The organism is Vibrio metoecus, assembly GCF_009665255.1.
GTDB lineage: Bacteria > Pseudomonadota > Gammaproteobacteria > Enterobacterales > Vibrionaceae > Vibrio > Vibrio metoecus_B.
In genome coordinates this window covers 1,663,880-1,685,251 of record NZ_CP035686.1, presented here as the reverse complement: position 1 = coordinate 1,685,251, position 21,372 = coordinate 1,663,880, and the positions used below count along the sequence as shown (strand labels likewise).

Here is a 21,372-nt window from a genome sequence, read left to right as displayed (position 1 = left end):
CTAAGCTAGCAGCGACAAGTCACATCGCTAGGCTTTCTCACTGGTTAAACCTGTTATTCATCCAACCTATAATGGTGATTTTCTTATAGATAAATAAAATTGAGTTCACCATAAAACTCAAAAATGGCTATTATTAGGTTAATATTGAGTGCTTTTGTTACCTCATATGGAGTTGGGAAACGGTAAATTACTCTCGTCAACTTAATGAGGAGAATCTCTATGAAAGCACGTTACCTTTTACCTGTACTCGCCGCCGCGATCACTTTTCCTGCGCTGAGCAGCCCTGTAATGACGCTCACTAGCCAAGACATTCAAGAAGGTTCACGTATGGCGAACCAATTTGTGTTTAATGGTTTTGGTTGCAGCGGCGATAATTTGTCGCCACAACTGAGCTGGAACAATGCCCCGAAAGGTACCAAAAGTTTTGCCATTACGGCTTATGATCCTGATGCGCCGACTGGTAGTGGTTGGTGGCACTGGGTAGCTCTGGATATCGCGGCGGATCAACATAATGTGGCGCGTGGCGCAGCTAAGCAACTTAAAGGCGTACGTGAACTGAACAACGATTACGGTTTTAGCGGTTTTGGTGGTGCGTGTCCTCCACAAGGCCATGGTATGCACCGTTATCAATTTACCGTGTGGGCTCTGCCTTTCGAGAAGATGGAGATCCCACAAGGGGCTTCTAATGCTCTGGTTGGTTTTATGTTGCGCGCCAATACATTGGGGCAAGCGACTCTCACCGCGACGTATGTGAGCGAATAATAGGAATTGCAATGAGTAAGGTCATCGTCCAGACGGGGCAGTTTAGAGGTTTACGTAAACAGCCTCTGCATAATGTCTTGATTTATGCCCCCACGATTATTTGGGTAACCCATGGGCATAAACAGCTCTGGTGGCATGACTCAACGCTCAATTTCCACGCTGCTGATTGGCTGATGTTGCCAGCCAATCAGTACCTCACTTTTGTGAATGTACCGCAGCAGGCACAGTTCTATTCACGGACATTAACCTTGCACGAGGCTCCGCCTGCTGAGTGGATTGCACAATCAAGCCAGATGGCGACGGATCCAGAGCCGAGAATCAAAGTGACTACAGCACTGGCCTATTGCTTCGAGCTTCTTTACGAGATGAGCCAAAAATCACTCAGTGAAGAAACACAGCGACAATTTGTGCTGGGTTTTTATGCCCAACTGCGTGATGTCAAAGCGCTGCACCTACTCTTTCCTAGCGAAAATGCGTTGATGCGTGAGCGTCTTGCGCGCTACTTAAGTGTTAATCCCGGTGATGAACACAGTATTGAAACCGTAGCCACACACTTTGCGATGAGCCGCGCGACAATGGCTCGCCATTTGGCTGCGGAAGGAACGGGTTTTCGAGAAGTGCTGAGTGAAGTGCGGATGAACTATGCGCTAGCGTTGTTGCAGGAGTTACGCCCGTTGATGGATGTTGCCGTCGCGTGCGGCTACCAGTCTCTGACTCGGTTTTCTGCACGTTTTAAGCAGCAGTACCGGATCACGCCATATCAATACCGGCAAACGCTAACGGATAAGCCGTAAAAATAAAAAGAGCCACCTTAGGTGGCTCTTGAACTATGAATTACCGAGATTAAATGCCCGCACGTTTTAGCAAACCCGCCATCAAAGCTGAGCTCGATTTCACTTGCTTAGATTTGTTGATCAGATTTTTAGCTAATGCTTGGTTATCAATGCTTTTCGCGATGTAAGACATCGCATGATAGAAGTCGCTCGCCGTTTTGATCTTGTTGGCATCATTAAGTGGCGCAAGCAATTTCACCATTTCGGTGCCTTTCATTTTTTTCTCAGTGGCGTACGCTTCAACGGCATCCAGCACAAGGTCGAGATCGCCCATGGCTTCCGCGCTTTCTACGCCGTGCTTTCTCATCTCTTTTTGGTTGCGTTTACGCAGTTGCTTAATCATAAAAGCAGGTTTGTTGATTGTTCTAAAACCAAAATAACCTGCAGCAATCACGATGACGATCCCGCCGACGACATAACCCCAAATTGAGCCACTGGACTCAACTACAGGCTGTACGGTTTGGGTGGCAAAATCGACGGTGGTAGAAACATCAGACATCTTACAAATCCTATCGGTGGCGCTTCAAAACTGAAGCTATTAATTAATCTGGCTGCCGAGTTGGCGCATTGCGGTGCATCAATCTTTATTGAAAGGGAGACTGAAAAGCACGTTTTTTTCACCAGCTTTGTGAACATCAATGGGGATATGTATCCACAAAACCAAGCCGATATCTGCTGACATCTCAGTTTGGTTATCCAGTTTGCTGCGTGAGTTCACAAAAATTGTCACAATTTATCGCTGTACTCAGCGTTGCCATTGGCTTAGCTGGCCGCGCGACGCAGCCGATCATGCACGGCAAGCCATGTTTCACCCTGCGGTGGACGCTCTAACCAAATTTCATCCACGCCCCATTTATCCACTTCGGCCAGAGAACGATATAACGCTTGTCCGTAGGCTTTGGCATCTTGCGGCATCGGTTTAAGTAAACGTTGTTCACTGGCTTGCAATTCGGATAGGTGCAATAGAGCGATTTTGATATTGCCCGCCGTCGCTAGCTCTTTTTCAAGTGCGTCAATCACGCGCAGACGTGTTTTGGGTTGGTAGTGGCTATCGACATTTCCCGGCACCGCAACTTGATGAACTTGCGGTTGCACGACTTCTTGACCTAGCACTGCACTTAATTCACTTGCCGTGATGGGGCCGGCACGAAGCACGCGAAAAGGTTTACAGGTTAAATCGACAATCGTGGATTCCAAACCGTGTTGGCATTCACCGCCATCGAGCACTGCCGCCAGTTTGCCATTAAGTCCCTCTAATACTTGCTGAGCTGAGGTTGGGCTGAGTTTTTTATACGGGTTTGCAGACGGTGCCGCCACGGCTAGCCGATGGTTTTTTAAAATCTCCAATAACACAGGGTGAGCAGGCACTCGGATACCGATGGTGTCTAAACCCCCTGTGACCACAGGAGAAACATGCTCCGCTTTCGGCAGCAGCATGGTGAGTGGCCCTGGCCAGAATGCTTGCGCTAATTGATAGGCTTCGTCAGCAATATCGGTTGCCCACTCGCAAAGTTGTTCTGCCGAACCTAAATGAACGATTAACGGATGATTGGCTGGGCGACCTTTTGCGCTAAAAATTTGTTTCACTGCCTCAGGCTGGGTGGCATCAGCCGCCAATCCGTAGACGGTTTCGGTCGGTATCGCAACCAGTTGGCCTTGCTTAAGTAACTGCGCTGCGCATTCAATATCAGCAGGTGTCGTCGCTGAAAGCTGTTGGGTATTCAACAAAAAATCTCCGTGGTTCGGCATAACTTCATCGCATCAACCATTCACCAAAAATATGGCTTCCGGTGTTTTGAAACGCGGCATTCTAGCAAACCTTGACGCAGATCCCTACTCAAGATTATGAGCAATCCACCAGACCTTGAGTATGAAGTTTATTGTTAACTTTAAAACTAAAACTGTGCTTCAAGGCCGTTCATCGGGCTAATATTGAACTACACTGTGGTTAAGGTATTGGTTTATATCGCAACCCTGACACTGGAATAAGAAAATATGGAGCAGAGCGCCGCATTTAACACTGCTACGATCGCCAAAATGGTGGGAAGCGAACTCGTGGAATCTATGCTCATCAGCTATCAAGAAACGATGCAGGTACAGTTACCTAAATTGGTGGAAATCAGTGCCACACAATCGGTGAGTGATCTGCATCGTTTAGTACATAGTATGAAGTCTTCCGCACGATTTATTGGTTGTGACACCTTGTCGGAACTCTGCTTCCAGCTAGAAATGAAAACCGCAGCAGATCCACTTTGGCATGCCAGCTACGGCAAAAAAATCGCTGAATTATGTCAATGCAGTCGTGATGTATTGGAGCAGATTGCGATTTATGTAGAACAGCAAAAAGTGAGTAGTCGATGACAACAGAGATTATGAAAGTCGTCTGTGTCGATGACGATGATTTTATGCTTAAAGCGCTTGGACGCATGATTCGACGCATGCGGCCGAGTTGGGAGGTCGTTTTAGTTGAAGATGCCACACAATGGGTGGTGAATACCGACGATCCTCCGAGTGTGGTGATTTCCGATCTGCTGATGCCGGGTAAAAATGGTGAAACCTTGCTGACTGAAGTGCGTTCGCTTAGCCCACAAACCTTGCGGGTGTTACTGACGGGGGATACCACTCAAGAATTACCGAAAAAAGCCCATACTTACGCGCAATTTGTTCTGCCTAAACCTTTCACTCATGAGGATTTCGAACACCTATTCATATGCATGGAACGGCTTTATCAAATGCCGTTCAATAATGAATGCCGGAGGCGCTTAGGCGCATTGGAAGAGATCCCGATCTTGCCCAATTCTGTGCGCAAGCTGCAGCAAGTGATCTCCTCGCCCAATTGCAGTATGGATGAGATAGCCGAAACCATCGTACATGAACCGTTACTGACCGCCAAAATTATCCAAATTGCTAACTCGTCCTATTTTGGTTTTCGCCGTAATACCGATTCTTTGCATGAAGCGGTCGCAAGGTTAGGTGCAGTGTTGGTGGAGTCAATAGCGATCTCGCTGTTGGCGATTCATCCGAGTAATCCTAATTCAGCGGAAGATCATCAGTGGGTGGCGGATTGCGCGTTTAAATCGAGTTCGATTGCCAGAGCGTTAGTCAAAATGCTGGGTTATTCGCGCCAGGATCAAGACCGAATTTTTGTGGCAAATCTGCTGACATCGATCGGAAAAATCCTTTTGTTAGAAGATGGTGCGAGTAAAAAAGAGTTTGTGGACTTCTACCAATTACAGCCAGGTTATGCAGATTGCGATGTGATATCGGCATACATACTGATTATGTGGGGCTACGATATTGGTATAGGGGATATCATTCTTAACCAAAGATTGACGACGTATAGCGGTGAACATTTAGAACAGCTTGGTAGCCTCTCATGCTTGGCCAATCAAATTGAAAATTGTCGGCAAATCAATGAGTACCGACAGCTAGTGCAAAAGACACCTGAATCAATACAGGGTGCGCTCAAAGAGCTAGAAGAGCAGTTTTTTCCAGATTAGTCAGTGAAATACTGCATTGTTAAGGGAGTGAATGTATGGCGATTCGACTAACGGTAGCAGATGATTCAAAGATGTCGCGCAAGTCCGTGATTAGGGCGATTCCTGCCGGTTGGGATGTAGAAATAACCGAAGCTCAAAATGGCAAAGAGGCGGTCGAACATTATAACAATGGTCTCGCGGATGTGATGTTTCTGGATCTAACGATGCCTGAAATGGATGGGATGCAAGTGCTGGAACATTTTCATCATATTGATGCGAAATGCTTAGTTATTGTGATCAGTGCAGATATTCAACCTTTGGTTCAACAACGAGTTCGGGAATTAGGCGCGTTGAATTTTTTGCAAAAACCGCTTGATCCAGCGCAACTGGAACAGACACTTCATGAGGCAGGGTTGCTATGAGCATAGTACTTTCCGCAGATCATAAAGATGCATTGCAGGAATTTATGAACATCTCAATGGGTAGAGCAGCCAGTAAATTGGCGACCTTGCTCAATTTGCATGTCACCATTTCTGTTCCCAATATCCGAGTCGCTACCGAAGAGGATATGCAAGCTCTGCAATCCTATGCCACCGATTATTATTACACTAGACAATCCTTTTATGGCGGAATGGATGGTGAGCTGATTACCTTAATGAGCCGCCGTGGTTGTGAACAAGTGGTCAATGATTTGAATCATTCCAAAGGCATGATGAACGGGTTAGTGAGCATTGAAGAGAGTATTTTGGATATTTCCAACATTCTTTCGGGCGCGAGTTTGAAAGGGCTCTGTCAGCAAATTGAGCTGAAAACCAAAATCCAGCCTCCTGTGCTTTTTGACCCAAACCATCAGCCTTTGCCGATTTTGCAATGGCGGTTGTCACTCATTATGGAAATCAACTTTTTGGTTGAGAAAGCCTCTTTTTCGGCGAAAACCATCATCTGTTTTGCAGATAAAGAGTTGGATAAGGTACTTGCGCATCTCGATGAACTGTTGATGTAAGGAGACGAGTATGGCAAAGAGTCGCTTGTTGCTCTCTGAACTGCTGGATCAGCTCTCTTTTGCGCTGTGCATTGTGCGTAACGATTATGTGATCGTCAAAGTGAATGAGTATTTTGAATCTCGTGTCATTTTTGATGGGGAAACCATGCAAGGGAAGAACATTCTTGACCTGTTTCCTGAATCTGCAGACTACTTAAAACGCAAAATCGATACCGCCTTAGTCATTGAATCCTCAAGTTTCAGTAGCTGGGAGCAAAAGCCCCATCTTTTGCCTTTTAAAAGCTCTCGTCCGGTTTCTGGTGATGAAGAAAAAATGTATCAGGATCTCGAAGTCGTCCCCATCCATAGTGATGATGGCTCAATAGAGCACGTTTGTCTGTGTGTTTACGATGTGACGATTCAAGCTAGCCAACAACTGGAATTAAAGCGTGTTTCACAGAAGTTGGAAGAAGAACATTTATCGCAAAAGGTATTAATCAAAAAACTCGAAGACGCTCAAGGGCAATTGATTCAATCAGAAAAAATGGCCTCGATAGGTCAGCTTTCTGCGGGGATCGCCCATGAAATTAATAACCCCGTTGGTTTTATTACCTCCAACTTGCAAACCTTAAATGACTATTTCAACAGCTTAGAAAAAGTGTTGAAAAATATCATTAAAATCATCGACCAAGGTAAGGATGCTGACTTGATAGAAGCGTGCCAAAACATCCTTAAACAAGGGCAAGTCGATTTTATTTTGGAGGATACTGCCGAGTTGATCACTGAGTCTTTAGAAGGCTCATCACGAGTGATGTCGATCGTCAAAAACCTCAAAGAATTTTCACATGTGGATCGTTCTGAATGGGGATATGCCAACTTAGAGAACTGTATCGAATCGACACTGAAAATCATCAATAACGAGATCAAATACAACATCACGGTAGAAAAACATTATGCGCCGAGTGTGCCAGATGTGTTTTGTCAGCCAATGCAGATCAATCAGGTACTGTTGAACATTCTTGTCAATGCCAGTCATGCCATTGAGGGTGATGGAACGATTTCCATCACCTTACAGGCCGCCAATACCGAGTTTGTGGAGATTCGTATTCAAGACACTGGGTGTGGTATTCCTGAAGATATCCGTGAGCGAATTTTTGAACCTTTCTTCACCACTAAGCCAGTTGGATCAGGGACGGGGTTAGGCCTGTCAGTTTCCTACGGCATTATCAATAAGCATCATGGCACCATCAGTGTGACCAGTGAAGTCGGTAAAGGCAGTGAGTTTGTGATCCGTCTACCGATTAATCCGATTCCGGAAACGGTAAATCATACCGATCCCAATGCGGCGTAAATGGGGTGGAGTATGGTTGATAAACAACGAACTTCATGTGTGAACATGCTGGCGCAAGGGAATGATAGCCACATTCCTTTTGCGTTATTAGCTTTCCTTAAGGTTTTGTTTTCCAATGTAAAACCCAAAAGAAAGTTTGATAGTTTGATGACCACCATCAACGATCTGGTACCGGGGTGCCAAATTGCGTTATTCGAACATCAAACCGATGAACGTTGGCGTGTTATTCAAACCAGTGGCGGATCGAATGTCCCGCAAAACCGTGGAACATTCTCTGGTTTGTTAGATGAAGAGTGGCGTTGCTTGCCGAATGTGCGGGATGACGCCGTATGGTTGGCAGAATATGCGCATTATTTCCCTGAATGTCACAGTGCATTGGCGGTGAAGTTTCATACCGCAGAAAGCCACTATTTCTTATTGATGATGCAGCCCTCAGAAAATGGGTTTAGCCACCAACAACGTGATGAGTTGTATGCCTTATTTGATGTGACCAAAAGTGCGCTTTACTCCATGTTGCAGTTTCGTAAATCGGTGATCGACAAGCATCAAGTTCAGCAAGAAGAGAAGCTAGCATCTTTGGGTAAGTTAGCAGCCGGTGTCGCCCATGAAATCAATAATCCGCTCGGTTTTGTGATGAGCAATTTCAGTTTTCTCAATGAGTATGTCGCCAAAATCAAACAACATCCACAGATTGAACAGATAGACGATCCGCAATTACAAGAAATGATTGCAGACAGTGAAGCGATTTTGATGGAGAGCTTAGAAGGCTTATCACGGATCAAAAATATCGTTTCAAGCCTCAATGTGTATGCGCATACGAGTGAAAATCTGGCTGAAATCGATATGCGCGATGTGGTCAGCTCTGCTCTGGCGTTGATCATTGGTGATTTAAAATTCCGCGCTCAGTTTATTTACCCATCGCCGGACAAACCTTATTACATTCGGGGAGTTACAACAAACTCCAACAAGTGTTTATCAATTTGATCATCAATGCTGTGCAATCTGTCTCTGCTACTCATGAAGGCATTGTTCATATAGAAATCAGTGAAATACGCTGGCCCGGTGAAGGTATTCCGCGTGTGCAAGTGATGATTGAAGACAATGGTAAAGGGATCAGTCCCGAATATCTTGAGAAAGTGTTTGAGCCCTTTTTCACCACCAAAAAAGTGGGCGATGGGGCTGGGTTAGGGTTATCGGTCGCACGTGAAATCATCGAAGAACATCACGGTAAAATTAAGCTTTGTTCAACACAAGGGGTTGGAACCCGAGTCTATGTGATTTTGCCGCAAACGGTGCATGCACAAGGAGGGGCTTGATGCAGGCAAACCGCGAGATTTTACTGGTCGATGATGAACCTGCGGTGCTCAATGCGTTGAAGCGAGAGTTGCGACCTTATTTTTCTCATTTATATACCGCAAGCTGTGCTCAAGAAGCCTTAGAGATCCTGCAGCAACACCCAATCCAGATGGTGATTTCTGACTATCGAATGCCCGGTATGAATGGTGCGGATTTGGTGATTGAGATTAATCGACGTTATCCGCAGATTATGTCGTTAATTCTCTCCGGTCAGGCGGATATGGATGGATTATCGCGGGCATTAAATGAAGGTGAGCTCTACAAATTTTTGTTAAAGCCTTGGGATCGAACCTATTTATTACAAACCATCATGCATTGCTTTAGTGAGTTAGATCGTGAGCAAGAATTTAATGCCACCTCGGGGCTGAAAACCCTGCAAGCTCTAAACAAACAAATATCTCTTCTGCATTCTCTGGCTGATCATCCGTATCTTGTGCTGATCATTGAAGCTACGACTCCGATTGATGAGCAGCAGCAGGCTGTAATGACTCAACATCTTATCAGTCAATTACCGGATTCCGATAATCTGTATCAAGAAGGCCAACGTTGGTTCTGGGTGGTTCACCGGTTAACCTCATGGTATCAAACACTATTTAAACTCCTTACAGGCTTTGAAGCGGTATCGAGAAGTCGCGTGGATTGCGCGCCACGCTGTGCGATCACTGATATAGAATCTTGGTCGGAGGTAGTTTTGTCGTTCGATAAGGCTTCCTCTCAAGCCTCCCTTTTATTAGAAAATGCTCCTGTTTATTGGTATGGAAAGATAGAAGACGCTCTGGAAATCAAACAGTTGCTGAATATTTATCGTGATTTGCAACAAGGCCGCTTTGGCGCGTTTTATCAACCGCAAAAACACCTTATCTCTGGTGAGATTATCGCATTCGAAGCCTTAGCAAGACGATGGATGGAACAAGGCACTTATGAGATGCCTGATCGTTTTTTTCCGGTCTTAGAAAAATACCATCTGATCCCTGAACTTACCGAAGTCATGGTACGCGATATCTTGACCTTTTTGTCCGATGAGCAAGATGGCCTACAAGACATCACCATCGGGGTTAATATTCCGGGTACGATGTTGACTGACGGTAGCTTCTACCGCTTGTTACTTAACATCGCCGAGCAACAGCAAGCCGAAGCCGCACTGCCTCGTCTTTCGGTTGAGATTACCGAGCATGATCTGATTGCCGATTTTGATGCCGCTAAACATGAGATTTATAAGCTAAAATTATTAGGAATACGCTGTGCTTTAGATGATTTTGGTACAGGCTACTCGGGTTATGAGTACTTGTGTGAGATCCCGTTTGACGTCGTCAAGATTGATGGACGTTTTATCCAGAGTTTAGGGAGCTCGGATTCGAGTAACGTGATAGTGAATGCCATGATCGCCAGCATTAAATCCTTGTCGATGCAAGTGATTGCTGAATGGGTTGATTCTGAGCAACAGTACCAAATTCTAAAAGAGATGGGATGCGATATGGTGCAAGGGTATTTAGTCAGCCCCGCAATCTCGCCACAGAAAGTCCTGACATACCTCAAGAAAGAAAGGGGGCGCTATGCAAATGGATAATACGCACGATGATAAGTTAAATGTTCTGCTGCTAGATGATGAAAACGATATTCTCAAAGCGCTTAACCGAGTATTACGCATGGATTACAACGTAGTCACCTTTGATAACGGGGCGGAAGCGTTGGAGTATCTGCAGGAAAATCCTATTCATATCATTATTTCTGATATGCGTATGCCTGAAATGGATGGTGCGGATTTCTTGGCGAAAGTACGAGAGATGCAGCCACAAACGGTGCGCTTATTACTCACAGGGTATGCCGACATCCAATCTACGGTTCGAGCGGTCAATGCAGGCGGAATACACACCTACATCAGCAAGCCATGGGATAATGAAAACCTTAAGTTGATTGTGGCAAAGGCGGCTGAGTTTTATCGTTTAACCCGAGATAAAGAGCGCCTGACGATTGAGTTGGAGGAGCGCAACAAAGAGCTTGAAGTTGCTAACCAAGCCTTAGCTGAGAATAACCAGAAGCTGGCAGAGTTTAACCAAGAGCTAGAAGTGAAAGTTCAAGAACGTACCTTAGAGCTACAAGATACCAATAAACGGCTGGAAGTATCGCTGGCCTCTCGTAATAAAACGTTTAAAGATATTCTTGCTATGGTCACGGCAATTATTCAGCATCGTACCGGATTTCCTGCCGATCATGCCGAGCGAATTGCTAACCAAGCCAAGTCAGTGGCAATCAAGCTCAAATTACCCGAAACAGTGGCCAGTCACGTTTATTTATGTGGCTTAATGCATCAAATTGGTTTGATTGGTGAATCTGGCAATGATTGGAAAGTGGTTAAGGTTGATCAAGATTCTGATATCCCGATAACCCCGAATGTGAACCCGATTTTGGGGGCAGAAATCGTGGGTCGGATTAAACGCTTTGAGCCTTTGATGGAGATAATTCGACATCAGGATGAACTATATGATGGCACCGGCAAACCCGACCATTTTCAAGGGGAGCAGATCCCGATAGGGGCTCGAATCATCAAAGTGGTGAAAGATTACGATTTCTTTGTCTCAGGCGCTAATAACCCAAGACGCATGCACACCAAGAGCGCACAAGGTTACCTGCGTCAACAAGCCGGTATTTGCTACGATACACAAGTGGTTGAAGCATTCATTACGATTGTGAGTGCTGTAACCCGTATTGAAGAGGGTATGGAGTTGTGCGTGAGTCTTAATGAAGTGCGTCCGGGTATGATCATCAAGCGCGATATTTATTTGCCTAATGGTAGCTTGATGCTCACCGCTGGAAACAAGATGAATGAATCTTTGTTGCGTAAACTAAAAGACCTTGAACAAGAAATGAACATGCCGATTCCGGTTTACATTGGTTAAGCCTAGAGGTGATGGCGTTTTTAAGGGGACGCAGAGGTCAGTGGTAGGGTGATGAGAACTCGAGTACCTTGGCCTAGTTCACTGAAAAGTTGAATATCTCCTCCGTATTTTTTGATGCTACTGTAGGCCTCAGTTAACCCAAGGCCAACACCTTGACCAACGTCATGCGTTGTGAAAAAGGGATCAAAGGCATGCTGTTTCTCTTCTACACTCATGCCGCGTCCGAAATCAGTAATTTCAAGTTCCAGTTGCTGCTGGGTATGGCGCAGCGAAAGTTCTATCCGCCGCTCAAGCGTTTCTTTCGCGTAGGCTTGATAAGCGTTGTGTAAGATCGCACTGAATGCGCGGCTTACATCATGGCTATCACAATAAATCATCGGTGGATAAGGTGCTTTGTCTTTCCAGACGATCCACTGGTTCAGGTCGCTGATTTGGATCGCCTGTTCCAGCAAACTCAACGGGGAAAACCAATGATTATTATGAGTATTAGGTTGAGCTTGACAGTGTTGAACCTTATCGACAATCACTTTGATACGATCGACGCAATGTAGGGCATCTTTCAAGCTTTCTTCAATGCCCGAAAAACTCTCATCCAAGTAAAGCTCTCGTTGGGTTTGGGAAAACTGGGCGTAATAAGGACTGTCTTTGAGCATGGTTTCAATCGAATCAAACCCGATTTTTAACTGCTGAAAATCTTGCTGGAGCAGTTGTAAATGGCTTTTTAGAGCGCCATTTGGATTGTTGATTTCATGGGCAAACCCCGCCGCAAGTGTGCCAATTGAGATCATTTTTTCGGTTTCGACTAACTTATCTTTCATCAGTGTTAGCTTGGTGTTTATTTCTTCAAGCTGCTGATTTTTAGATAAAAGTGTTTCAGTTCGTTGATTAACTTTATCTTCTAATTCTAAATTCCATTGTTCAAGCTGATGCTGATAATCACGCATGGTTGATTCAGAATGGCGGAGTGATTGCACCATTTGTTGAAAAGAGTGTGCCACGCGGCTGATTTCATCATGTCCTTGTAGATCGAGTAGTACGTCACGGTTACCAAATGTGATTTGATCGGTCGCCACTTTCAGCTCAGTTAAACGACGGGTTAGAGCATGACCAAGCAGATAGGAGAATAGGGCAACAAGCCCCATTTCGCCAAGCACGATAAGCAATGTCCAGCGTCTCGCATGACCGATTTGTTGTTCAAGGTAGGAGAGGTCAAAACCGATAAAGACCGTTCCAAAAACAGTACCACTGACTTCAATTTGGTCACTGATACTGTAAATAGGTTGTAGTTGGGAAAAGTCTTGGTCGTTAATCGTATGATAAGCTTCGAATAATTCACGATTACCTTGAAAAGCCAGCCGTTGACCATGTGGATTTTCTACGGCCACGTAAACAATGTCTTGGTTTGACATCATCAGGGCCGTCGCCGATTCAATGTTGGCAAGATCATAGGCAAGTACTGGGTTCTTCACCATCGTGGCAAACAGAGTAATGGTTGTTTGAGCACGTTTTTGCAATCCACTATAGTTGGTGGATTCGAGATAACTCAGGGTGAATGTGATTAAAATGGTTAGCAAAATCGCTTCAATCAAGGCCACACCGAGCATTGTCTTCAAGCGTATCGACATTGCTTATTCCTTCAGCAGATGAGACAACGTCTGGATGTTTAAAGCGCGAATATCATTCCAGTCACTGTCTTGTGCGGCTTCAATACCCGTAAATCCAATAGCTTGCAGCTGCAATTTTCCTTGCTCGGTTTGAGAAAGATTCAGTAGTGCAGTTTGTAGCGTAACCACCTGATCTTTAGTTAGTTTTGGGTGGTAAGCAAACGCATGGGGAGTAAAGCGTGGGCTCTCCCATAAAATGCGCAGCTGATTGGTGACCGCTTTGGGGGCAGTATCAAAGGTGCGTTTAATCCCTCCCCCCGCGATAAAAAAACCATTGGCCACATTAAGGTACACAGAATCGTGTGACGAGACATATTTAGAGTCAATATTGATGCCCTCTTGAATTAATGAGGCTTGAGGAATAATGGTTGCCGCAAAAGCAGCAGGAGAGGGAAATGCCAAGGTATGGAGATTGAGATCTTGAATGGAGCGAATCGGGCTTTCTTTAGCTACTACGATAATGCCTTGTAATTTTTGATCTTTCTGTTTAGCAAACGCGATATATCCGGGGTTTTGGTGGAATAAGGTGTAGTGATAAGGATTCATATACACCACATCGTATTCTCCTTTTAGCACCCGTTGTTCAAATTCAGGAATTGTTGCCGCAGTACGAAATTCCACATCCATGCCTGTGCTTTTTGAAAGGCTTTCGAGGATAGGAACCCAACGTTTAGCCAACTCTTCAGGAGATTGTTGTGGCACCACACCAAAAGAAAGGGTGGATGCCAATGTTAACGAAGAGAAAAACCAAACTAACCCAAACCACTCATAGCGCATATTGTTGCCTTTCATTTTCTAATACTAATGGGGTAAGTATAGAAAATGGTTGATCAGCTTGGTGATTATTTTCCAGTGCACAATTTTTGTGGATGAATGGCCTTCATTCTGTTCAACAAAATTTACGCTTATGGGTCAGATGACGAATGTACGCGACGCTAGTACAAAATCTAGTGATTTATGCCAAACGATTGCTTAAAACGTAGGTTTGAGGTGGCTCACATTTTTATCGTGTTAGACAGTGCATTGTCATTAAGAGTTGGAGTGTTTGTGTACGAAATGTTAAATAGATCTGAGTTATCTAGCATAATGCACTGTACATTGGGTGTGCACTAGATAATCTTGCACATTGTCTGTTTAGGCCAGCTTCCACGCTCTAATTCACTAGAGATAATCACGAGTGGTGAAGTTTTTTACTGATGTCTGAGAAAACCAAAGAGGATAGTCGGTTTTTAAGACATTTTTATGGCAAATTAATTCAATGATTGCTAATGTGTGCCGCAATCCCTGTCAGGTGTAAGTTGCCTTTGTTTAAAACTTATACGACAAACGACAACAATCAGCCGTTCTGAATACCTGACATGGAAGTCATGGATGCAATACTAAAACTTGGAGTTTATGCATGTATAAGAACAAAATCACCCAAGCACTGCTGTTAAGTGCTGGTCTAGCGGTGGCCGCTACATCTTTTTCCTCCCTTGCAGCGAATGTTCCTGCTGGTACCAAACTTGCTCCTGTTCAAGAGCTGGTTCGTGGTAACGGTACTGAAGTCGCATCACTTGACCCACATAAAACCGAAGGTGTTCCTGAATCTAACGTGATTCGTGACCTGTTAGAAGGCTTGGTTAACCAAGACGCTAACGGCAACGTGGTACCGGGTGTAGCAGATAGTTGGGAAACGACGGACAACAAAACCTTTACATTCCACATCCGTAAAGATGCAAAATGGTCAAATGGCGACCCTGTTACCGCACAGGATTTCGTGTACAGCTTCCAACGCGCTGTCGATCCTGCTACGGCTTCTCCTTACTCTTGGTATATGGAATACACCAAGATGATCAACGCGAAAGAAATCATCGCAGGAGAAAAAGACAAGTCTACTTTGGGCGTGAAAGCGATTGATGACAAAACGCTGATGTTTGAACTGGAAAGCCCAGTGCCTTACTTCGTGATGATGATGGGTCACACTACTGTGAAGCCTGTTCACAAAGCGACAGTAGAAAAGTATGGCGAACAGTGGACGAAGCCTGAACACTTCGTAGGCAACGGTGCTTATGTTCTCGATAAATGGGTAGTGAACGAGCGTTTAGAGCTGAAACGCAACCCTCAATACTGGGACGACAAAAATACCGTTCTGAACAAAGTGACTTATCTGCCAATCGAAAACCAAGTGGCAGAGATGAACCGCTTCCTATCGGGTGAAATTCAGATCACCAACGAACTGCCTCTTGAGCACTTCAAACGTCTGAAAAAAGAGCATCCAGAATCTGTTCAAGTGCAAGGCCAACTTTGTACTTACTACTACGGCTTTAACACAGCCAAAGCACCATTTGATGATGTTCGTGTACGTCAAGCGCTCTCTTATGCGATTGACCGTGATGTCATCTCTGATGCGATCTTAGGTCAAGGCCAAAAACCGGCATACTTCCTGACCCCAGAAATCACCGCAGGATTCAGCCCAGAGATGCCGGCTTACGGCAAAATGACGCAGAAAGAGCGTGTGGCTGAAGCGAAAAAACTTCTTGAAGCTGCGGGTTATAACAAGTCAAACCCTCTGAAATTCACTCTGCTGTACAACACATCTGAAAACCACAAGAAGATTGCAACTGCAGTTCAATCTATGTGGAAAACGACATTGGGTGTTGATATCGCACTGGAAAACCAAGAGTGGAAAACTTTCCTAGATACGCGTCGTCAAGGTAACTTTGATGCGACTCGTGCGGGATGGTGTGGTGACTACAATGAAGCGTCTTCATTCCTAACTCTATTGATGTCAAGCAACTCATCGAATGACTCTAAGTACCACAGTGCTGAGTATGATGCGACGCTAGAAAAAGCGATGACTTCAACGTCAGAAGAAGAGCGTCAAAAACTCTATGCTGAAGCTGAGAAGTTGTTGGCTCGTGATATGCCAATCGCGCCTATCTATCAATACGTAAGATCACGTCTTGTTTCTCCAACAGTCGGTGGTTACCCATCGAACAACGCGGAAGACAAGATCTATATGAAAGATCTTTACATCAAAGCTCAATAATCGAGCCATAAAACTATAAATAACACAGACACTGCATGTGAAATTCACATGCAGGGTCTTTTCTTTTCCTTGTCACAGATTGAAAGAGTGAGTTTATGCTTAAATTCATAGCAAAAAGGATATTTGAAGCAATCCCAACCATGTTGGTGTTGATTACTATATCTTTCTTTCTTATGCGCTACGCGCCAGGTAACCCATTTTCTTCAGAGCGTCCTTTGCCGCCAGAAGTCATGGCCAACATCAACGCTAAATACGGTTTAGATAAGCCGGTTTCTGAACAATATCTCACTTATTTAACCAACATCGTTCAGGGTGATTTTGGTCCATCGTTTAAGTACAAAGACTATACGGTGAATGAACTGATCGCCAGTGCACTGCCAGTGTCGGTGAAAATCGGTTTAGCCGCATTTATCTTCACCGTGATCATGGGGGTAACGGTTGGAACCATTGCCGCCTTGAAGCAGAACACTTGGGTTGACTACACCATCATGTCGACCGCCATGATAGGGGTGGTGATGCCCTCGTTTGTTTTGGCTCCTGTGCTGATTTATATCTTCGCGATCAATTTTAATCTGTTCCCGGCTGGGGGATGGCAAGACGGCGGCTTCAAATATATGGCTCTGCCAGTTTTGGGGATGTCTCTGCTGTATGTGGCTACTTTTGCCCGTATTACCCGTGGTTCGATGATTGAAACCCTGAACAGTAACTTTATTCGTACCGCTCGTGCGAAAGGCTTGAGTTACGGTTATATCGTGGTGAAGCACGCGCTGAAACCAGCGTTGTTGCCTGTCGTTTCTTATATGGGACCTGCTTTCGTCGGTATCATCACGGGTTCGGTTGTTATTGAGACCATTTTTGGTTTACCTGGTATTGGTAAGCTCTTCGTTAACGCCGCCTTCAACCGAGATTATTCTCTGGTGATGGGGGTAACGATCCTGATCGGTTTCCTATTTATTCTGTTTAACGCGATTGTCGATATTCTTCTCGCTTACATCGATCCGAAGATTCGCTACTAATAGGACTTAGATAATGTTGACGAAAAAAGAAAATTTAGCGGCGATTGAAAATTTCTCGCAAAACCTTGAGATCCAAGGCCGCAGCCTATGGCAAGACGCGCGAATTCGCTTCATGCGCAATAAAGCGGCGATGGTGAGTTTGTTTGTTCTAACCCTGATCACGTTGGCTGTGATATTCCTGCCGATGTTTTCAGCCTATAGCTATGAAGATACTGACTGGTATGCAATGCATGCCGCACCTTCGGCTGAACACTGGTTTGGTACTGATGCTCTTGGGCGTGACCTCTTCGTGCGCACGCTCGTGGGTGGCCGTATCTCACTGATGGTAGGTATCATGGGTGCACTCGTCGCGGTACTGATCGGTACCCTGTATGGCGCGGCATCGGGTTTTATTGGTGGACGTACTGACCGTGTGATGATGCGTATTCTGGAAATCCTCTACGCTATCCCATTCATGTTCTTGGTTATCGTATTGGTGACGTTTTTTGGCCGTAACATCGTGCTGATTTTCGTGGCGATCGGTGCGATTGCATGGCTAGATATGGCGCGGATCGTACGTGGTCAAACCCTGAGCTTACGTAGCAAAGAGTTTATCGAAGCGGCACATGTGTGTGGTGTGAGTAAGTGGAACATCATTACTCGCCATATCGTACCAAACGTATTGGGCATTGTAGCGGTTTACTCAACCCTGCTGATCCCAAGCATGATTTTGACCGAATCTTTCCTTTCTTTCCTTGGCCTTGGTGTGCAAGAGCCGATGACCAGTTGGGGCGCTCTGCTACAAGAGGGTGCAAACACAATGGAAGTGGCCATTTGGCAACTGCTATTCCCCGCTGCATTCATGGTATTGACCTTGTTCTGTTTTAACTATGTCGGTGATGGTCTGCGTGACGCGCTCGATCCGAAAGACAGATAAACCAAGAAGAATCAAAAGGAAGTAATGATGAGTTTATTAGATGTCCAAGATCTGCGCGTAGAGTTCTCTACCCAAGACGGTATTGTTACCGCAGTGAACGATCTCAATTTCTCTCTGAAACAGGGAGAAACCTTAGGTATTGTTGGCGAATCCGGCTCAGGTAAATCACAAACCGTGTTTGCCATCATGGGGCTATTAGCCAAAAACGGCAAAATCACTGGTAGCGCAAAATTTGAGGGTAAAGAGATCCTCAATCTGCCGGAGCGTGAACTGAATAAAGTGCGCGCTGAGCAAATCGCGATGATTTTCCAAGACCCAATGACTTCACTCAACCCTTACATGAAAGTGAGCGATCAGCTGATGGAAGTGCTGATGCTGCATAAAGGTATGGGTAAAGCGGAAGCATTTGAAGAGTCAGTTCGTATGCTGGAAGCGGTAAAAATTCCAGAAGCGCGTAAGCGTATCACCATGTACCCGCACGAGTTTTCAGGCGGTATGCGTCAACGTGTGATGATCGCGATGGCGCTGTTGTGCCGTCCAAAACTGTTGATTGCCGATGAACCAACCACGGCATTGGATGTAACGGTTCAAGCGCAGATCATGGAACTGCTTAACGATCTGAAGCGTGAGTTCAATACAGCCATCATTATGATCACTCACGATTTGGGTGTGGTTGCAGGCTCTTGTGACAAAGTGCTGGTGATGTATGCCGGCCGTACTATGGAATACGGTTCAGTAAACGATATTTTCTATAACCCAAGCCACCCTTACGCAGAAGGTCTGCTAAGTGCCATTCCACGTTTGGACTCGGAAGGTGAAGTGTTGCCAACCATTCCGGGTAACCCGCCTAACTTGCTGCGTTTGCCAGTGGGTTGCCCTTACCAAGAGCGCTGCCATCGCGTGACGGATCGCTGTAAGCGTGAAGCACCGATTCTGCTGCCGTTTGGCAATGACCGTCAACGTGCGTGTTTTTCTGATTGGGAGGCTTGGACAAAATGAGCGCAGAGAAAAAATTATTACTGGACGTTAAAGATCTGAAAGTCCACTTCAACATCACGCCAAAATCGGCTTGGCCGTGGACCAAACCGATGACCCTGAAAGCGGTAGACGGTGTAAATGTACGTCTGTATGAGGGTGAAACGCTAGGCGTAGTGGGTGAATCTGGCTGTGGTAAATCAACTTTTGCACGTGCCATCATCGGCTTGGTACAAGCGACTCATGGCGAAGTGCTGTGGTTAGGCCAAGATTTAACCCGCATGCAGGAAGTCAAACGTCGTGCAACGCGTAAGCAAATCCAGATGATTTTCCAAGACCCATTGGCATCCCTCAATCCACGGATGACGGTGGGGGATATCATCGCGGAACCACTGCAAACGTTTTATCCTGAACTTTCAAAGCAAGAGGTGAAAGATCGGGTAAAAGAGATGATGATGAAAGTAGGCTTACTGCCTAACGTGATCAACCGCTACCCACATGAATTCTCTGGTGGTCAGTGTCAGCGTATCGGTATTGCTCGTGCATTGATCCTCAAACCTAAGATGATCATCTGTGATGAACCGGTTTCAGCACTGGATGTGTCGATTCAAGCTCAGGTGGTTAACTTGCTGAAAGAGCTGCAAAAAGAGCTCGGTTTAAGTCTGGTGTTTATCGCGCACGATCTCTCGGTAGTAAAACACATTTCTGATCGTGTATTGGTGATGTATTTGGGCAATGCGGTGGAGCTTGGGGTATCCAAAGAGTTGTTTGCGAATCCTAAACATCCCTACACGAAAGCACTGATGTCAGCCGTTCCGATTCCAGACCCTGATCTGGAACGCAATAAAACCATCCAGATGCTGGAAGGGGATTTACCTTCACCAATGTTCCCGCCTTCCGGTTGTGTGTTCCGTACTCGTTGCCCTCAAGCAACGGCAGAGTGTGCGAAAACCAAACCAGTGATTAAAGGTTCGGATATTCACTCAGTCTCTTGTTTATACGCTGAGGCATAAATTCAGCCTGTGACGGGCCAAGCGCGATTCCTTGTTTGGATCGCGCTTTTTTTGTATTCGAATTTTTTGAACAACACGGCCAACAGCCTTGGGTTAAGTCCACAGCTCAGTTACTTATAATGCCCAAAAGAAGCAGAAAGGGGGCAACATGGGCAAACTGATCAAAGGTAAGTGGCATGACGTGTGGTACGACACTAAGCAAAGTGACGGCGAGTTTGTCCGCGAAGACGCAGGATTTCGTGATTGGGTTGAAGCCGCGCCCAGTGCATGTTTTAGTGCTGAATCTGGCCGCTATCATTTGTATGTTTCATTGGCATGCCCATGGGCGCATCGAACACTGATTTTCCGCGCGCTCAAAGGACTTGAAGCGCATATTGATGTGACAATTGTCTGTCCAGACATGCTTGCGCACGGTTGGCAGTTTGGCATCCCTGAGCCTCTCTATGGTTATACCCAACTACATCAACTGTATACCCACGCAAAAGCCGATTACACAGGGCGAGTGACTGTGCCTGTATTGTGGGATAAGAAGCTACACACCATCGTCAGTAATGAATCTTCTGAAATTATTCGCATGTTGAACAGTGCATTCAATGGGTTAACGGGCAATGAAACCGATTATTACCCCAAAGCTTTACGAACGGTTATAGATGAATGGAATGATTTTATTTATCCCAACATCAACAACGGGGTATATCGTTGTGGTTTTGCGACTACGCAAAAAGCCTATGAAGAAGCGTTTGAAGCGCTTTTTGCAGCATTAGATAAGGTTGACCAGCATCTCGCAACACACCGCTATTTAGCTGGGCATCAAATTACTGAAGCCGATTGGCGCTTATTCACGACTCTGATTCGCTTTGATGCAGTGTATGTCGGGCATTTCAAATGCAATCGCCAACGTATTGCAGATTACCCACACCTGAGTGGCTACTTGCGTGAGTTGTATCAAGTAGACGGCATTCAAGAAACGGTCGATTTTTACCATATTAAGCGGCATTACTACTTCAGCCATACCACGATCAACCCAACTCAAGTCGTGCCCGTCGGGCCGCAATTGGATCTCCTGAGTCCGCATCAGCGAGAGCTGATTGTTTGAA

General features: G+C 45.5%; 19 protein-coding genes and 1 pseudogene. 16 read left to right on the top strand and 4 right to left on the bottom strand.

The window, feature by feature from the left end; translation table 11 throughout:
• Positions 1 to 219 precede the first annotated feature (219 nt).
• Both EPB59_RS07605 and EPB59_RS07600 read left to right on the top strand, forming a co-directional pair.
• Positions 220 to 762, top strand: coding sequence for a YbhB/YbcL family Raf kinase inhibitor-like protein (locus EPB59_RS07605; RefSeq protein WP_055050513.1), 543 nt, complete (start codon positions 220 to 222; stop codon positions 760 to 762).
• Positions 763 to 773: 11 nt separating this feature from the next.
• Positions 774 to 1,556, top strand: coding sequence for a helix-turn-helix transcriptional regulator (locus EPB59_RS07600; protein WP_154172139.1), 783 nt, complete (start codon positions 774 to 776; stop codon positions 1,554 to 1,556).
• Between the two features lie 49 nt (positions 1,557 to 1,605).
• Here EPB59_RS07600 and EPB59_RS07595 read toward each other — a convergent pair whose 3' ends face one another.
• Both EPB59_RS07595 and EPB59_RS07585 read right to left on the bottom strand, forming a co-directional pair.
• Positions 1,606 to 2,094 (bottom strand): hypothetical protein, encoded by a 489-nt coding sequence (locus EPB59_RS07595; protein WP_154172138.1) that lies wholly within the window; start codon positions 2,092 to 2,094, stop codon positions 1,606 to 1,608.
• Between the two features lie 263 nt (positions 2,095 to 2,357).
• Complete coding sequence (locus EPB59_RS07585) at positions 2,358 to 3,344, bottom strand: L-threonylcarbamoyladenylate synthase (protein ID WP_154172136.1); 987 nt, start codon at positions 3,342 to 3,344, stop codon at positions 2,358 to 2,360.
• A gap of 246 nt (positions 3,345 to 3,590) precedes the next feature.
• Between EPB59_RS07585 and EPB59_RS07580 the strand changes: the two genes are divergently transcribed.
• The 8 genes and pseudogenes from EPB59_RS07580 (at position 3,591) to EPB59_RS07545 (ending at position 11,660) form a co-directional block, all read left to right on the top strand.
• Positions 3,591 to 3,956 carry an Hpt domain-containing protein gene (locus EPB59_RS07580; protein ID WP_154172134.1) on the top strand — a complete coding sequence of 122 codons (366 nt, stop codon included), beginning with the start codon at positions 3,591 to 3,593 and terminating at the stop codon, positions 3,954 to 3,956.
• Positions 3,953 to 5,095, top strand: a complete 1,143-nt coding sequence (locus EPB59_RS07575) for an HDOD domain-containing protein (RefSeq protein ID WP_055050518.1) — start codon at positions 3,953 to 3,955, stop codon at positions 5,093 to 5,095. Before EPB59_RS07580 ends, EPB59_RS07575 begins: the two co-directional genes overlap by 4 nt.
• Before the next feature lie 35 nt (positions 5,096 to 5,130).
• Positions 5,131 to 5,496 (top strand): response regulator, encoded by a 366-nt coding sequence (locus EPB59_RS07570; protein WP_055050519.1) that lies wholly within the window; start codon positions 5,131 to 5,133, stop codon positions 5,494 to 5,496.
• Positions 5,493 to 6,077 carry a chemotaxis protein CheC gene (locus EPB59_RS07565; protein WP_055050520.1) on the top strand — a complete coding sequence of 195 codons (585 nt, stop codon included), beginning with the start codon at positions 5,493 to 5,495 and terminating at the stop codon, positions 6,075 to 6,077. The genes EPB59_RS07570 and EPB59_RS07565 overlap by 4 nt, the downstream gene beginning before the upstream one ends.
• A 10-nt stretch (positions 6,078 to 6,087) precedes the next feature.
• Positions 6,088 to 7,407, top strand: coding sequence for a sensor histidine kinase (locus tag EPB59_RS07560; RefSeq protein ID WP_154172132.1), 1,320 nt, complete (start codon positions 6,088 to 6,090; stop codon positions 7,405 to 7,407).
• A 12-nt stretch (positions 7,408 to 7,419) separates the two neighbouring features.
• Positions 7,420 to 8,723, top strand: a pseudogene (locus EPB59_RS07555) (sensor histidine kinase).
• Entirely contained in the window at positions 8,723 to 10,330 is a 1,608-nt protein-coding gene (locus EPB59_RS07550) for an EAL domain-containing response regulator (protein ID WP_154172130.1), read from the top strand. The pseudogene EPB59_RS07555 and the gene EPB59_RS07550 overlap by 1 nt, the downstream one beginning before the upstream one ends.
• On the top strand, positions 10,317 to 11,660 hold the full coding sequence (locus EPB59_RS07545) for a response regulator (protein WP_055050523.1): 1,344 nt from the start codon (positions 10,317 to 10,319) through the stop codon (positions 11,658 to 11,660). Before EPB59_RS07550 ends, EPB59_RS07545 begins: the two co-directional genes overlap by 14 nt.
• A gap of 20 nt (positions 11,661 to 11,680) precedes the next feature.
• Here EPB59_RS07545 and EPB59_RS07540 read toward each other — a convergent pair whose 3' ends face one another.
• Positions 11,681 to 13,285 carry an ATP-binding protein gene (locus EPB59_RS07540; RefSeq protein ID WP_154172128.1) on the bottom strand — a complete coding sequence of 535 codons (1,605 nt, stop codon included), beginning with the start codon at positions 13,283 to 13,285 and terminating at the stop codon, positions 11,681 to 11,683.
• A 3-nt stretch (positions 13,286 to 13,288) separates the two neighbouring features.
• The gene (locus tag EPB59_RS07535) at positions 13,289 to 14,101 is read right to left on the bottom strand and encodes a phosphate/phosphite/phosphonate ABC transporter substrate-binding protein (protein ID WP_154173201.1); all 813 of its coding nucleotides are present in this window, start codon (positions 14,099 to 14,101) and stop codon (positions 13,289 to 13,291) included.
• A gap of 622 nt (positions 14,102 to 14,723) precedes the next feature.
• Here EPB59_RS07535 and EPB59_RS07530 point away from each other — a divergent pair.
• The 6 genes from EPB59_RS07530 to EPB59_RS07505 all read left to right on the top strand — a co-directional run bounded on the left by EPB59_RS07530 (position 14,724) and on the right by EPB59_RS07505 (position 21,371).
• The gene (locus tag EPB59_RS07530) at positions 14,724 to 16,355 is read left to right on the top strand and encodes an ABC transporter substrate-binding protein (protein ID WP_055028660.1); all 1,632 of its coding nucleotides are present in this window, start codon (positions 14,724 to 14,726) and stop codon (positions 16,353 to 16,355) included.
• A 95-nt stretch (positions 16,356 to 16,450) separates the two neighbouring features.
• Entirely contained in the window at positions 16,451 to 17,371 is a 921-nt protein-coding gene (gene oppB / locus EPB59_RS07525) for an oligopeptide ABC transporter permease OppB (protein ID WP_009355309.1), read from the top strand.
• 13 nt (positions 17,372 to 17,384) lie between these two features.
• Entirely contained in the window at positions 17,385 to 18,287 is a 903-nt protein-coding gene (gene oppC, locus EPB59_RS07520) for an oligopeptide ABC transporter permease OppC (protein WP_055034376.1), read from the top strand.
• A gap of 27 nt (positions 18,288 to 18,314) precedes the next feature.
• Positions 18,315 to 19,286 carry an ABC transporter ATP-binding protein gene (locus EPB59_RS07515; RefSeq protein WP_055034377.1) on the top strand — a complete coding sequence of 324 codons (972 nt, stop codon included), beginning with the start codon at positions 18,315 to 18,317 and terminating at the stop codon, positions 19,284 to 19,286.
• Positions 19,283 to 20,275, top strand: a complete 993-nt coding sequence (oppF, locus tag EPB59_RS07510; protein WP_195706950.1) for a murein tripeptide/oligopeptide ABC transporter ATP binding protein OppF — start codon at positions 19,283 to 19,285, stop codon at positions 20,273 to 20,275. The genes EPB59_RS07515 and oppF overlap by 4 nt, the downstream gene beginning before the upstream one ends.
• A 148-nt stretch (positions 20,276 to 20,423) precedes the next feature.
• Positions 20,424 to 21,371: a glutathione S-transferase family protein gene (locus tag EPB59_RS07505; protein WP_154172124.1), complete on the top strand. Its 948-nt coding sequence runs from the start codon at positions 20,424 to 20,426 to the stop codon at positions 21,369 to 21,371.
• Position 21,372 lies beyond the last annotated feature (1 nt).

What these genes read in the sequence shown, in the direction of transcription:
- EPB59_RS07605 (WP_055050513.1), top strand. Translation starts at nt 220, where the DNA reads ATGAAAGCACGTTACCTTTTACCTGTACTCGCCGCCGCGATCACTTTT.
- EPB59_RS07600 (WP_154172139.1), top strand. Translation starts at nt 774, where the DNA reads ATGAGTAAGGTCATCGTCCAGACGGGGCAGTTTAGAGGTTTACGTAAA.
- EPB59_RS07595 (WP_154172138.1), bottom strand. Translation starts at nt 2,094, where the DNA reads ATGTCTGATGTTTCTACCACCGTCGATTTTGCCACCCAAACCGTACAG.
- EPB59_RS07585 (WP_154172136.1), bottom strand. Translation starts at nt 3,344, where the DNA reads ATGCCGAACCACGGAGATTTTTTGTTGAATACCCAACAGCTTTCAGCG.
- EPB59_RS07580 (WP_154172134.1), top strand. Translation starts at nt 3,591, where the DNA reads ATGGAGCAGAGCGCCGCATTTAACACTGCTACGATCGCCAAAATGGTG.
- EPB59_RS07575 (WP_055050518.1), top strand. Translation starts at nt 3,953, where the DNA reads ATGACAACAGAGATTATGAAAGTCGTCTGTGTCGATGACGATGATTTT.
- EPB59_RS07570 (WP_055050519.1), top strand. Translation starts at nt 5,131, where the DNA reads ATGGCGATTCGACTAACGGTAGCAGATGATTCAAAGATGTCGCGCAAG.
- EPB59_RS07565 (WP_055050520.1), top strand. Translation starts at nt 5,493, where the DNA reads ATGAGCATAGTACTTTCCGCAGATCATAAAGATGCATTGCAGGAATTT.
- EPB59_RS07560 (WP_154172132.1), top strand. Translation starts at nt 6,088, where the DNA reads ATGGCAAAGAGTCGCTTGTTGCTCTCTGAACTGCTGGATCAGCTCTCT.
- EPB59_RS07550 (WP_154172130.1), top strand. Translation starts at nt 8,723, where the DNA reads ATGCAGGCAAACCGCGAGATTTTACTGGTCGATGATGAACCTGCGGTG.
- EPB59_RS07545 (WP_055050523.1), top strand. Translation starts at nt 10,317, where the DNA reads ATGCAAATGGATAATACGCACGATGATAAGTTAAATGTTCTGCTGCTA.
- EPB59_RS07540 (WP_154172128.1), bottom strand. Translation starts at nt 13,285, where the DNA reads ATGTCGATACGCTTGAAGACAATGCTCGGTGTGGCCTTGATTGAAGCG.
- EPB59_RS07535 (WP_154173201.1), bottom strand. Translation starts at nt 14,101, where the DNA reads ATGCGCTATGAGTGGTTTGGGTTAGTTTGGTTTTTCTCTTCGTTAACA.
- EPB59_RS07530 (WP_055028660.1), top strand. Translation starts at nt 14,724, where the DNA reads ATGTATAAGAACAAAATCACCCAAGCACTGCTGTTAAGTGCTGGTCTA.
- oppB (WP_009355309.1), top strand. Translation starts at nt 16,451, where the DNA reads ATGCTTAAATTCATAGCAAAAAGGATATTTGAAGCAATCCCAACCATG.
- oppC (WP_055034376.1), top strand. Translation starts at nt 17,385, where the DNA reads ATGTTGACGAAAAAAGAAAATTTAGCGGCGATTGAAAATTTCTCGCAA.
- EPB59_RS07515 (WP_055034377.1), top strand. Translation starts at nt 18,315, where the DNA reads ATGAGTTTATTAGATGTCCAAGATCTGCGCGTAGAGTTCTCTACCCAA.
- oppF (WP_195706950.1), top strand. Translation starts at nt 19,283, where the DNA reads ATGAGCGCAGAGAAAAAATTATTACTGGACGTTAAAGATCTGAAAGTC.
- EPB59_RS07505 (WP_154172124.1), top strand. Translation starts at nt 20,424, where the DNA reads ATGGGCAAACTGATCAAAGGTAAGTGGCATGACGTGTGGTACGACACT.